Raw genomic sequence first — 12,049 nt, 5'->3', positions numbered from 1 at the left:
ATGAACACCGGTCTCCGTCGGATCGCCGTGGTCGGCATCGCGGCCTCACTCGCCGCGGGGATGGCCGCCTGCGGAAGCGCCAAGCAGTCCTCCGGCTCCTCCGGCTCGTCCGGGGGCAACGGCGGCGGGGCGGTGAAGATCGGCCTGCTGCTGCCGGAGTCGAAGACCACCCGCTACGAGCAGTTCGACCGCCCGCTGATCGAGGCGAAGATCAAGTCGCTGGTCCCGGACGCCCAGATCGACTACTACAACGCCAACCAGGACGCGACCCAGCAGCAGACCCAGGTCGACACCGCGCTCACCAAGGGCGACAAGGTGCTGATCCTGGACGCGGTGGACTCCAAGGCGATCCAGTCCTCGGTGCAGAAGGCGCACGACGCCGGCGTCAAGGTGATCGCCTACGACCGGCTCGCCCAGGGCCCGGTGGACGCCTACGTCTCCTTCGACAACCACAAGGTCGGCCAGCTCCAGGGCGAGGCACTGGTCAAGGCGGTCGGCGACAAGGCCGGCAGCGGCCAGATCGTCATGATCAACGGCTCGCCGACCGACCCGAACGCCGGCGACTTCAAGGCCGGCGCGCACTCCGCGATCGACGGCAAGCTGAAGATCGGCAAGGAGTACGACACCCCGCAGTGGGACCCGAACACCGCCAACCAGGAGGCCGCCGCCGCGATCACCGCGATCGGCGGTGCCAACGTGGTCGGCGTCTACTCCGCCAACGACGGCATGGCGGCCGGCATCGCCACCGCCCTGAAGGCCGCCAACCTGAGCGTCCCGCTGACCGGCCAGGACGCCCAGCTCGACGCGGTGCAGCGGATCCTGGCGGGCACCCAGACGATGTCGATCTACAAGCCGTACAAGCCGGAGGCCGACGCGGCCGGCGCGATGGCCGTCCAGTTCGCCCAGGGCAAGGGCCTGGAGGCGTCGCTGAAGCCGACCACCGCCACCAACGGCAGCGGCAGCAAGGTCGACTCGCTGCTGATCGCGCCCACCGTCCTCGCCAAGGACAACATCAAGACCACCGTGGTCGCCGACGGCCTCTACACCGTCCAGCAGATCTGCACCCCGGACTACGCCTCGGCCTGCCAGGCCGCCGGCCTCCAGTGACCGTCGCCCGACCCCGGAGGAGGTGATCGCGGTGACCGACGGGACCGTACTGGCCCTGCGCGGCGTCTCGAAGCGGTTCGGCGCCGTCCAGGCGCTCACCGACATCGAGCTGGAGGTCCGGCCCGGCGAGGTGGTCGCGCTGGTCGGCGACAACGGCGCCGGCAAGTCGACCCTGGTCAAGACCATCGCCGGGGTGAACCAGCCGGACGAGGGCGTGATCGAGTGGCAGGGCCGGCCGGTCTCGATCCACCGGCCGCAGGACGCCCAGCAGTTGGGCATCGCCACCGTCTACCAGGACCTCGCGCTCTGCGACAACCTGGACGTGGTGGGCAACCTGTTCCTCGGCCGCGAGCTCAAGCAGTTCGGGCTGGTGCTCGACGAGGTCGCCATGGAGCAGCGCTCCCGGCAGCTGCTGGACAGCCTCTCCATCCGCATCCCCAGCGTGCGGATCCCGATCGCCTCGCTCTCCGGCGGCCAGCGCCAGGTGGTGGCGATCGCCCGCGCGCTGATCGGCTCGCCCGAGGTGGTGATCCTGGACGAGCCGACCGCCGCGCTCGGCGTCGAGCAGACCGCGCAGGTCCTCGACCTGGTGGAGCGGCTGCGCGAGCAGAACCTCGGGGTGATCCTGATCAGCCACAACATGGCCGACGTGATGGCGGTCGCGGACACCGTGGCGGTGCTGCGGCTGGGCCGCAACAACGGGGTCTTCGACAAGCGGTCGACCAACCAGGAGCAGATCATCTCGGCCATCACCGGCGCCACGGACAACGCCGTGACCCGCCGGCGGGCCCGCGGAGAGGGCGGCAGCCAGTGAGCGACGACATTCCCGAACCGGGCGGCCCGGGCCGCGAGCCCGGGGGCAGCCACGCGAGCGGCCGCCGCCACCCGCTGCCCGAGGACAGCATGCCGACCGGCGGCGTCAACGCCCCCGTCCCGGTCGCCGCGGGGGCCGCCCCCGCGGTCGACCCCCGGCTGATCGTCCGGCAGGAGGGCCTGAAGGGCTACCTCACCGAGTTCAAGCGCCGGCTGACCAGCGGCGAACTGGGCTCGGCCCCCGTGGTGGTCGCGCTGATCATCATCTGGGCCGTGTTCGGCTCGCTGAACAGCAGCTTCCTGTCGGCGCAGAACCTGTCCAACCTGTCCCAGCAGATCGTCGGCACCGGCATGATCGCGGTCGGCGTGGTGTTCGTGCTGCTGCTCGGCGAGATCGACCTGTCGGTCGGGTCGGTCAGCGGCCTGTGCGCGGCGATCTTCGCCGTCATGAACGTCACCCACGGCGTCAACCAGTGGGTGGCGCTGCTGTCCGCGATCGTCGGCGGCGCCGTGGTCGGCCTGGTGCACGGCCTGTTCTTCGCCAAGGTCGGCGTCCCCGCGTTCATCGTCACGCTGGCCGGCAACCTCGGCTGGAACGGCCTGATGCTGCAGATCCTCGGCGCCAACGGCACCGTCAACATGTCCGGCAAGGACGTGGTCTCCCGGATGTATTCGACCATCTACGGGCAGCAGATCGCCGCCTACGGACTGGCCGCCGCCGGGACGCTGCTCTTCCTCGGCATGTCGCTGCTGGACACCCGGCGGCGGCGGGCCGCGAAGATCCCGTCCCGGACCACCGCCGACATCGTGATCCGCACCGCCGCGATCGCGGTGGTCGGCTTCGTCGCCGCGTACACCCTCAACCAGTACAAGGGGCTGCCGCTGGCGCTGCTGATCTTCCTGGTCTTCGTGGTGGTGCTGGAGTTCGTGCTGCGCCGCACCCCCTACGGGCGGAAGGTGTTCGCGCTCGGCGGGAACATCGAGGGCGCCCGGCGGGCCGGCATCAACGTGGCGCGGGTGCGGATCACGGTGTTCATGATCTGCTCCACCATGGCGGCGATCGGCGGCCTGTTCCTGGCCGCGCAGATCCAGTCGGCCTCGCAGACCTCCGGCGGCGGCAACCTGCTGATGAACGCCATCGCGGCGGCCGTCATCGGCGGCACCAGCCTGTTCGGCGGGCGCGGTTCGACCTGGTCGGCGCTGCTGGGCGCGCTGGTGATCGGCTCGATCCAGTCCGGGATGAACATCCAGGGCCTGAGCAACGCCATCCAGTTCATGATCACCGGTGCGGTCCTGCTGGCCGCCGCGGTGGTCGACTCGCTGGCCCGCCGCACCCAGAAGTCCGCCGGCCGGGCCTGAACCCCTGCCTGATCGGTCCCCCGTCGGCTCCGGCCGGCGGGGGACCGTCGCGTGCGGCGGACGGCCCGTCAGGTGGTGGTGCACGTACGGATGTTCGATAGCATGCGCGTCCATGACACCGTATGGGGGAGCTGAAGGGGCCGGGTTCGACCCGGCCGGGGGCGGGGCCGAACCGCTGGACGCGGACGATCCCCGGGCGATCGGGCCGGTCCCGCTGCTGGGACGGCTCGGCGCGGGCGGCATGGGGCGGGTCTACCTGGGGGTGGTCGGGGGCCGGTACGCGGCGGTCAAGCAGCTGCTGCCGCAGTTCATCGAGGACCCGGACTTCCGACGGCACTTCGGCCACGAGCTCGACAACCTGGCCCGGCTGCCCGCGGCCGCCACCGCGCCGCTGCTGGCCGCCGACCGGGAGGCCCGCCCGCCGTGGCTGGCCACCGCCTACATCCCCGGGCTCACCCTGGACCGGGTCCTCGTGCTCAACGGCGGCCCGCTGGACGCGGCCCGGCTGTGGCTGCTGCTGCGCGAGGCGGCCACCGGCCTGCAGGCGGTGCACGAACTGGACATGATCCACCGGGACCTGAAGCCCTCGAACGTCATGCTCACCGTCGACGGCGCCACGCTCATCGACTTCGGCATCGCCCGGGCCGCGGACCAGAGCCGACTCACCCGCACCGGCACCGTGCTCGGCACCCCCGCCTACATGGCCCCCGAACAGGCCGAACGCAGCGGCCCGGCCACCTCCGCCGCCGACGTCTTCGCGCTCGGCTCGCTGATCGCCTACGCCGGCACCGGGACCCCGCCCTTCGGCGAGGGCTCGGGCGTCGACATGCTCTACCGGATCGTCCACACCGAGCCGGACCTCGCCGCGCTGCGGGAACTCGGCCCCGACCTCGCCGAGACCGTCGCGGCCTGCCTGGACAAGAACCCCGCCGCCCGCCCCGGCGCCGACCGCCTGGTCCGCCTCGCCGCCGAGCACGCCCCCGCGCCGGGGGTCGGCTGGCCCGAGCCGGTGACGGACCTGCTCCGGGCCCGCGCCGCCTTCGCCGCCCGGCCCGTCCCGGCCGCGTTCCCGGCGGCCCCGGACCGGGGCCCGGCGACCGAGCGGCGGACGGTGGTCCTGCGGGGGACCGGACCCGAAGCCGCGACCGGACCGGACCCCGCGCCCGGGCGGCGGCGCCACCGCCGCCTCGTCCCGCTGGTCGTCCCGCTGATCCTGGTCGCCGGGACCACGGCCGGGGTCGAGCTGCTGCCCCGACTGCTGGCCCCGCAGGGCGGCAAGGGCGCCCCGTCCGCGCTCTCGCCCGCGGCCGCGGGGACGGTCGGCAGCTCGGCCGCCGCCACCTCCTCCGGCGGCCCTTCCGGCACGCCGGACCCCGGGCCCGCCGCCACCGCCCCGCCCGCCACGGCGAGTTCGGACGGCGGCGCCGGGAACGGCGGGGACGGTGGGAACACGGCGAGCCCGGGGAGCACGGCGAACACCAGGACGGGCGCCGGCTCCGGCGCCGGCTCCTCGAACGGCGGCAGTGGCGGCAGTGGTGGCGGCGGTGGTGGCGGGAAGCCCGCCCCGGCGCCCGCCGCCACCCCCGCGCCCGCCCCGAGCCCGACCCCGGCGCAGCCGACCCGCCCGCGCTGCGTCTACACCACCTCGACGACCTGCAGCAGTGACGACCCGACCGTCGAGGTGACCAGCTCCGGCGGCTGGACCAGCTGCACGTTCACCTTCACCACCAACTGGGGCGACGGCACCACCACCTACACCGACACCAACGGCACCGGCTCCACCGACGTGCACAAGGTCTACGCCACCCACCGCTACGCCGCCCCCGGCAGCTACACCATCAACATCCGGGCCGTCACCACCTCCGGGCTGTGCCTGGCCACCGGCGGCACCCTCAACTTCACCCTGGAGTCCTGACGGACCGGACCCCCGGACCGGCTCCCCCCGTCGCCGTCGGGGGGAGCTGACGTGTCGACACATTCCTTGCGCCCGTTCGGGGTAGCGTCCGGGCATGGACTTTCGAAGCACCGTTGAGCGCGCCCAGCGGCTCAAGGAACTGCACGCCGGGCACCGGCCGCTCGTGCTGCCCACCGTCTGGGACGCCTGGTCCGCGCGGACGGCCGTCGCCGCCGGGTTCCCCGCGCTGACGGTCGGCAGCCACCCGCTGGCCGACTCCCGAGGGGCCGAGGACCACGAGGGGCAGACCTTCGAGGAAGTGCTCGCCGCCATCCGCCCGATCGTCGCGGCCGTCGACGTCCCCGTCTCGGTGGACCTCGAATCCGGCTACGGGCGGACGCCCGCCGACCTGGTCGCCGGGCTGGTCGAGGCCGGCGGCGTCGGCCTCAACGTCGAGGACACCGTCCACGGCGAGGGCGGGCGGCTGCGCGGCACCGAGGAGCACGCGGCCTACGTCGCGGGCCTGCGGGCGGCGGCCGACGACGCGGGCGTCCCGGTCTGGGTCAACGGCCGCACCGACCTCTTCCTGCGCGCCGAGAAGCCCGCCGACGTCCTCGACGAGGCCGTCGAGCGGCTGCTCGCCCTGGAGCGGGCCGGCGCCGACAGCGTCTACCCCGTCGGCATCCAGGACGACGACGAACTGCTCACCGCCGTGATCGGCGCCGTCGGCGTCCCGGTCAACTCCACCGCCCACCCCGTCCGGCACGACCTGGAGCGGTTCCGCCGCCTCGGCGTCGGCCGGATCAGCTACGGCCCGCTGCTCCAGTTCGCGCTGGCGGACTCGATGAAGGCCATGATCGCCCCCTGGGCCCCCTGACCCGCCGTCAGCCCCGGCCCGCGTGACGGGCCGGGGCGCCCAGCGCCTGCAGCACCTCCCGGACGATGCCCGGGGCGGTCAGCCCGTGGGCCGCGAGCAGCGCGTCGCGGGTGCCGTGCGGGAGGAAGGCCCGGGGAAGGCCGAGGACCCGGACCCGGGGCGGGCGGTCGAGGGCCGCCAGGGCGGACAGCACGGCACTGCCGAAGCCGCCGTGCCGGACGCCGTCCTCGACCGTGACCACCAGCCGGTGGCGGGCGGCGAGTTCGACCAGCTCGCCGGGCACCGGCAGCGCCCAGCGCGGGTCGCACACCGTCACCCCGATCCCGTGCCCGGCCAGCACCCGGGCGGCCGCCACGGCCTCTGCGGCGGGCGGCCCGGCGCCGACCAGCAGCACGTCGCGGCCCCGGCCGGTGTACAGGACGTCCACCGGGCCGATCCGCTCCCGGGCCGGGACGCCGGGCCGGGCCGGGGCCTTCGGGAAGCGCAGCGCCGTCGGGCCGCCGTCGTCGCCGACCGCCTCCGCGAGCAGTTCGCGCAGCCCGGCGGCGTCCCGGGGCACCGCGACCCGCAGCCCGGGGACGGCGCCCAGCAGCGCCAGGTCCCACATCCCGTGGTGGGACGGGCCGTCCGGGCCGGTGACCCCCGCCCGGTCGAGCACGAAGGTGACCGGCAGGCGGTGCAGGGCCACGTCCATCAGCACCTGGTCGAACGCCCGCCCCAGGAAGGTCGCGTAGACGGCGACCAGCGGGTGCCGGCCGCCCAGCGCCAGCCCCGCCGCCGAGGCGACGGCGTGCTGCTCGGCGATGCCGACGTCGAAGAACCGGTCGGGGAAGCGCTCGGCGAACCCGGACAGGCCGGTCGGCCCCGGCATGGCGGCGGTGACCGCGACCAGGGCCGGGTGCGCGGCCCCCAGGCGGCAGACCTCGCGGCCGAACACCTCGGTCCAGGTCGGCGGGCCGGGTGGGTCGAGCGCCCGGCCGGTGGCCGGGTCCAGCGCGCCGACGGCGTGCATGTGTTCGGCGGTGTCCGCCCGCGCGGGCCCGTAGCCGCGGCCCTTGACGGTGACCGCGTGCACCACCACCGGCCGGGCCAGGCCGCGGGCGGCCGACAGCGCCTCCTCCAGGGCCGGCAGGTCGTGCCCGTCGACCGGCCCCAGGTAGGCGAAGCCCAGCGTCTCGAACAGGCTGCGGCCGGGCGGGAGTTCCCCGGCCGCCCCGGCCCGGCCCGCCGCCCGGCCGTCGGTGCGCAGCTCCCGCAGGTGGCCGGCCAGCGAGCCGACGGTCCGCGCGTACGAGCGCCCGTTGTCGTTCAGGACCACCACCACCGGCCGGTCCGGCGCCGCGCCGAGGTTGTTCATCGCCTCCCAGGCCATCCCGCCGGTCAGCGCCCCGTCCCCGATCACCGCGACCACCGCCCGGTGCCGCTCGCCCGCCAGATGGCGGGCCTTGGCCAGCCCGTCGGCGTAGGACAGCGCGGTCGAGGCGTGCGAGTTCTCCACCACGTCGTGCTCCGACTCGGCCCGCGACGGGTAGCCGGACAGGCCGTCGGCCTGCCGCAGCCGGTCGAAGCCCGCCATCCGGCCGGTCAGCAGCTTGTGCACGTACGCCTGGTGCCCGGTGTCGAACAGGACGGTGTCCGCGGGCGAGTCGAAGACCCGGTGCAGCGCCAGGGACAGCTCCACCACCCCCAGGTTCGGCCCGAGGTGCCCGCCGGACGCGCACACCCGGTCGACCAGGAATGCGCGGATCTCCCGGGCCAGCGCGGCCAGTTGGACACCGGTGAGGTCGCGCAGCCCGCGCGGGTGGGCGAGGCCGCGGAGCAGCCCGTAGCGGGTGCTGCCCGGTTCGGCGGCCAGGGTCATGGGGTGCCTCCCGGGGCGGTGGCGGGCCGCCCACCGTCCGGGGCGCCGACCCCACGATTACGCCCACGCCGATGACACTCCGTCACCGCCCCGGGAGTGCCGGGCCGGTGGAAAGCCCGCGGACGTTGAAAGCCCTCCGCCTTTCAGCCCGCCCCCGCTTTCCCCGGGCCAGGGGCCGGGAGCGCTTCCCGGCCGCCCGCCGCCGCGCCTCTACTCGTGGACGTGGGCCCCGCCGTCCGCTGCCCGCCCGGGCCCCGCCCCGGCGGGCGGCCCGTCACCCCCCGGAGTGATCCGTGACCGCTGTCAACCTCGGCCTGCCCGCCGTCCCCTCCCGCGTACCGCCCCGCCGGCCCAGCCGCCGGATCATGGTCGGCCGGATCCCCGTCGGCGGCGGCGCGCCCGTGACGGTGCAGACCATGACCACCACCCCCACCGTCGACATCGACGCGACCCTGCGGCAGATCGCCGAGGTCACCGCAGCCGGCTGCGACATCGTCCGGGTCGCTGTGCCGTCCCAGGACGACGCCGACGCCCTGCCGGTGATCGTCCGGAAGTCGCCGATCCCGGTCGTCGCCGACATCCACTTCCAGCCGCGCTACGTCCTGCAGGCCATCGACGCGGGCTGCGCGGCCGTCCGGGTCAACCCCGGCAACATCAAGCGGTTCGACGACCGGGTCGGCGAGATCGCCGCGGCCGCCGGGGCCGCGGGCGTCCCGATCCGGATCGGCGTCAACGCGGGCTCCCTCGACCCCCGGCTGCTCGCCGAATACGGGCAGGCGGGCCCGGAGGCCCTGGTGGAGTCCGCGCTCCGGGAGGCCGCGCTGTTCGAGGAGCACGGCTTCACCGACCTCAAGATCGCCGTCAAGCACCACGACCCGCTGGTGGTGATCGCGGCCTACCGCCGACTCGCCGAGCGCTGCGACTACCCGCTGCACCTCGGCGTGACCGAGGCCGGGCCGGCCTTCCAGGGCACCGTCAAGTCCGCCGTCGCCCTCGGCGTGCTGCTCGCGGAGGGGATCGGCGACACCGTCCGGGTGTCGATCTCCGCGCCGCCCCCCGAACAGGTCAAGGCCGGCCTGCACATCCTCGCCGCCCTCGGCCTGCGCCCGCGCCGCCTGGAGATCGTCTCCTGCCCCGGCTGCGGACGGCTCCAGGTCGACGTCCACACCCTCGCCGCCCGGGTCGAGGCCGCGTTCGAGGGCTTCCCGCACCCCCTGCGGATCGCCGTCATGGGCTGCGTCGTCAACGGCCCCGGCGAGGCGCGCGACGCCGACCTCGGAGTCTCCTGCGGCAACGGCAAGGGCCAGATCTTCCGCCGCGGCGAGGTCGTCACCACCGTCCCCGAGGCGCGGATCGTCGAAGCGCTGCTCGACGAGGCGCTGCGGCTGGCCGAGGAGGAGCACGGGACGGAGGACCAGGAGGAGGACGGGGCGGAGCAGGAGCGGCCGTGAGGCCCGGCCCGGCATAGAATCCGCGCGAGTCGATCACGGGGGGATACGGATGAGGCGCGGATTCGGCACATTGGCGGCGCTCGGAGCGGCGGTCGCACTGCTCGGCGGATGCACGGGCGGACCGGCGCGGCCGACCGAGTCCTCGGCCGCTCCGGCGGCCCCGGCGGTCTCGGCGGCGCCTTCGGTGTCCGCGTCGCCTTCGGTGTCCGCAGCGCGTTCCGGGGAGCTGTCCGCGGCCGAGGCGCTGCGGCAGATGCACAGGATCGCGTGGAACGACGCCGATCCACCGGCGGACGATCAGCTGATCCCGGTCCACCGCAGCGGCGGTTTCGCGCTGTTCGCCTGGCCGACCCGGGCGGGACGGCTGTGCTGGGGGGAGATCGCAGTTGCGACCGTCACGTCCGGCTGCGTCGCGGCCAAGGACCTGCCGACCGGGCCCGAGCAGCGGACCTTGCACGGGCCGGTGCTGGTCACCGACAGCGAGGCGCTGACCGTCCTCTTCGCCGACCGGGAGCAGCTGACCGCCGCGTCCTGCAACGGCACCCGCTTCGCGCTGACCGAGGTGGGCCGGACCCCGCTCGCGGACGGCGTCCGCAGGTACTACGCGCTGGTGACCCCGTGGGTGCCGTACGGTGACGTGCCGTTGGAGGTGCGGCGACCCGAAGGGGCCGCTGTCGAGCGGATGTGGACCGAGACCTCGGACTGGGTGCCGCACGACGACCCGCGGTACCGCAAGTGCGGGTGAACCCGGGAGCGGCCGGCAGGAGCGCGGAGGCGCCGCGCCGCTGAAAGTGCGGGGTGCTGAAAAGCCTTGCGGGGGAGGGGAGTTCAGCGGTGGCGGCGCGGGTTCGGGACCCGGGGGCCGGACAGGCGGTGGAGCAGGGCCCGGACGTGGGCGTCGTTGGCGTGCGGGCGGAGGCGGCCCCGGACGTCGGCCAGGGCGCGGTCGACCCGGCGGCTGCGCAGGGTCGGGTAGCCGTCCAGCAGGCGGTGCCAGCTGCCGACCGCCTCGGTGAGGTGGCCGGTCTGGAGTTGGAGCCGGCCCAGGTCGGCCAGGACGACGGCGCGGGAGCGGTGCTCCTCCTGCGGGCGGAAGCGCAGTGACTCCTCCAGCGCGGCCAGGGCGCCCGCCGGGTCGCCGAGCGCCTCCAGCACCGCGGCCTGCTGCCGCAGCAGCGCCGCCCGGTGGTAGCGCCCGACCACCGCGCCGGCCCGGCCGGTGCCCCGCTCCAGCAGCCGTTCGGCCGCGCCGATCGCCCGGAACGCCTCCGGCCGGGCCTGCCGGTGGGCCTGAGCGACGGCCAACTGCCCGTGCACGAAAGCCTGTTGGAGTGGATCGCCGCGCAGGGTGCCCAGGGCGGTCTCGGCGAGCGCCGCGGCCTCGGCGCTGTGCCCGAGCGCGTCCGCCTGGACCGACAGGCCGCGCAGCGCCACCGCGTAGTCGAGCGGTGAGTTGTTCTCGGCGGCCAGCCGCAGTGCCGTCAGGTAGTAGTGCTGGGAGAAGACCTGCAGGTCGTCGTCGAAGTGCATGAACGCGCACAGGTAGGCGAGTTGGCTGGCGGTGGTGAGCAGGCGGCGGCGCAGCGCGGGCGGGGCCGGGCGGTGCAGCTTGGGGCCCAGGTCGGCGGCCAGGTAGCCGACCAGGGCGGTGCGGCCGTGGCCGCCGCCGAAGGTGGCGTCGGAGGAGTGGAAGAGCTGGGCGATGCTCTCCGCCGCCTCCACCTCGTGCCGGTCGACGGGCCGGTGCGACGGCGGTCCGGCGGGCGGTCCGGCGGGTGGTGCCGAGCGCGGGGTCGGGACGAGCGGTGTGTGCGGGGCACCGGGGAGGCGGGGGGAGGGGAAGTCGGCGGGGCGGGCGGTGCTCAGGCCCGGCAGGTCGAGCAGGGCGACGGAGTAGGCGGCGAGCTCCTCGGAGCGGTGGCCGCCGCGGTCGTGCAGCGCGGCCAGTTGATGCAGCGTCAGGTCGATCGGCGCCGCGGCGGCGGTGGCGTCCGGGGCGGGCACGGCGGGCGCCGCGCCGTCCAGGCCCGCCTCGGCCGGGGTGACCGTCCGGCGCAGGCGGCGGGACAGCACCTCGGCGATCAGCTGCGGGGTGGTGCCGCGTGGGCGGGTGCCGGAGAGCCAGTGGGCGACCGTCGAGCGGTCGAAGCTGAGCGCCGTCCCGGCCTCCTGGCCCGCCCGGTTGACCTCGCGGGCCAGGTCGACGGCGCTCCAGCCGGCTTCGGCCAGCAGGGTTCGAAGGGCGTGGTTCGGACGGCGCGACGATGTCATGCGGACCCCCATGGCAGGCGGCCGGACGTGCGGAGACGCCCGCCGGGCCTCGTGCTCGCATGGTGGCACGCCGTGCCGGGGGGAGAACAGGGCGCATCCGGCCCCGGGAGCGCCGCCGAGCCGGCCGGCGGGGCCGCGGGGGCCGGGGAGAGCAGGTCCGGGGCGGCGGGGGAGGGGTGGAACGGGGTTTCAACCGGGCGCGATTTTCAACACCGCGGACGCCGCCGGACGGCTCGGTTCGACTGGTTCGTGGGCACACCTACTGCTGTCGGTGCGGAGAACCGCCCCGGCCGTCCCGACCCGGCGGCCGGGGCGGTTCCGGGCCGTCCGGTCCGAATGGTTGATCTTGACGGCCCCGGCCCGCCGGGGGGCGGAATTCCTCCTGGCATATGCAATATTCCTGTTCCTGCCCTCCC

At 75.0% G+C, this 12,049-nt stretch carries 9 protein-coding genes; 7 read left to right on the top strand and 2 right to left on the bottom strand.

What is annotated here, in order from left to right; translation table 11 throughout:
• The 5 genes from ACIOHG_RS11530 to ACIOHG_RS11510 all read left to right on the top strand — a co-directional run bounded on the left by ACIOHG_RS11530 (position 1) and on the right by ACIOHG_RS11510 (position 6,050).
• A complete protein-coding gene (locus ACIOHG_RS11530) occupies positions 1–1,107 on the top strand; it encodes a sugar ABC transporter substrate-binding protein (protein WP_400948378.1) in 1,107 nt (368 codons plus the stop codon).
• 31 nt (positions 1,108–1,138) lie between these two features.
• Complete coding sequence (locus ACIOHG_RS11525) at positions 1,139–1,921, top strand: ATP-binding cassette domain-containing protein (RefSeq protein WP_400948376.1); 783 nt, start codon at positions 1,139–1,141, stop codon at positions 1,919–1,921.
• Positions 1,922–2,010: 89 nt separating this feature from the next.
• Complete coding sequence (locus ACIOHG_RS11520) at positions 2,011–3,279, top strand: sugar ABC transporter permease (protein WP_400948506.1); 1,269 nt, start codon at positions 2,011–2,013, stop codon at positions 3,277–3,279.
• Positions 3,280–3,391: 112 nt separating this feature from the next.
• Entirely contained in the window at positions 3,392–5,194 is a 1,803-nt protein-coding gene (locus tag ACIOHG_RS11515; RefSeq protein ID WP_400948373.1) for a serine/threonine-protein kinase, read from the top strand.
• A 94-nt stretch (positions 5,195–5,288) separates the two neighbouring features.
• Positions 5,289–6,050 carry an isocitrate lyase/phosphoenolpyruvate mutase family protein gene (locus ACIOHG_RS11510; protein WP_400948370.1) on the top strand — a complete coding sequence of 254 codons (762 nt, stop codon included), beginning with the start codon at positions 5,289–5,291 and terminating at the stop codon, positions 6,048–6,050.
• A gap of 7 nt (positions 6,051–6,057) precedes the next feature.
• Here the strand turns inward: ACIOHG_RS11510 and ACIOHG_RS11505 are convergent, their stop codons facing one another.
• Positions 6,058–7,911: a 1-deoxy-D-xylulose-5-phosphate synthase gene (locus tag ACIOHG_RS11505; RefSeq protein WP_400948367.1), complete on the bottom strand. Its 1,854-nt coding sequence runs from the start codon at positions 7,909–7,911 to the stop codon at positions 6,058–6,060.
• Positions 7,912–8,204: 293 nt separating this feature from the next.
• Here ACIOHG_RS11505 and ispG point away from each other — a divergent pair, with 293 nt between their 5' ends.
• Together ispG and ACIOHG_RS11495 are read left to right on the top strand one after the other, a co-directional pair.
• Entirely contained in the window at positions 8,205–9,362 is a 1,158-nt protein-coding gene (gene ispG, locus ACIOHG_RS11500) for a flavodoxin-dependent (E)-4-hydroxy-3-methylbut-2-enyl-diphosphate synthase (RefSeq protein ID WP_400948364.1), read from the top strand.
• A gap of 253 nt (positions 9,363–9,615) precedes the next feature.
• Positions 9,616–10,107, top strand: coding sequence for a hypothetical protein (locus tag ACIOHG_RS11495; RefSeq protein ID WP_400948361.1), 492 nt, complete (start codon positions 9,616–9,618; stop codon positions 10,105–10,107).
• An 83-nt stretch (positions 10,108–10,190) separates the two neighbouring features.
• On the opposite strand, the gene ACIOHG_RS11490 is transcribed toward ACIOHG_RS11495, so the two are convergent.
• Positions 10,191–11,633 carry a hypothetical protein gene (locus tag ACIOHG_RS11490; RefSeq protein ID WP_400948358.1) on the bottom strand — a complete coding sequence of 481 codons (1,443 nt, stop codon included), beginning with the start codon at positions 11,631–11,633 and terminating at the stop codon, positions 10,191–10,193.
• Positions 11,634–12,049: the final 416 nt, after the last annotated feature.

Source organism: Kitasatospora sp. NPDC088134 (genome assembly GCF_044741705.1).
GTDB lineage: Bacteria > Actinomycetota > Actinomycetes > Streptomycetales > Streptomycetaceae > Kitasatospora.
This window is presented reverse-complemented; position numbering and strand designations above follow the sequence as displayed.

What these genes read in the sequence shown, in the direction of transcription:
- ACIOHG_RS11490 (WP_400948358.1), bottom strand. Translation starts at nt 11,633, where the DNA reads ATGACATCGTCGCGCCGTCCGAACCACGCCCTTCGAACCCTGCTGGCC.
- ACIOHG_RS11530 (WP_400948378.1), top strand. Translation starts at nt 1, where the DNA reads ATGAACACCGGTCTCCGTCGGATCGCCGTGGTCGGCATCGCGGCCTCA.
- ACIOHG_RS11520 (WP_400948506.1), top strand. Translation starts at nt 2,011, where the DNA reads ATGCCGACCGGCGGCGTCAACGCCCCCGTCCCGGTCGCCGCGGGGGCC.
- ACIOHG_RS11495 (WP_400948361.1), top strand. Translation starts at nt 9,616, where the DNA reads ATGCACAGGATCGCGTGGAACGACGCCGATCCACCGGCGGACGATCAG.
- ACIOHG_RS11510 (WP_400948370.1), top strand. Translation starts at nt 5,289, where the DNA reads ATGGACTTTCGAAGCACCGTTGAGCGCGCCCAGCGGCTCAAGGAACTG.
- ACIOHG_RS11505 (WP_400948367.1), bottom strand. Translation starts at nt 7,911, where the DNA reads ATGACCCTGGCCGCCGAACCGGGCAGCACCCGCTACGGGCTGCTCCGC.
- ACIOHG_RS11515 (WP_400948373.1), top strand. Translation starts at nt 3,392, where the DNA reads ATGACACCGTATGGGGGAGCTGAAGGGGCCGGGTTCGACCCGGCCGGG.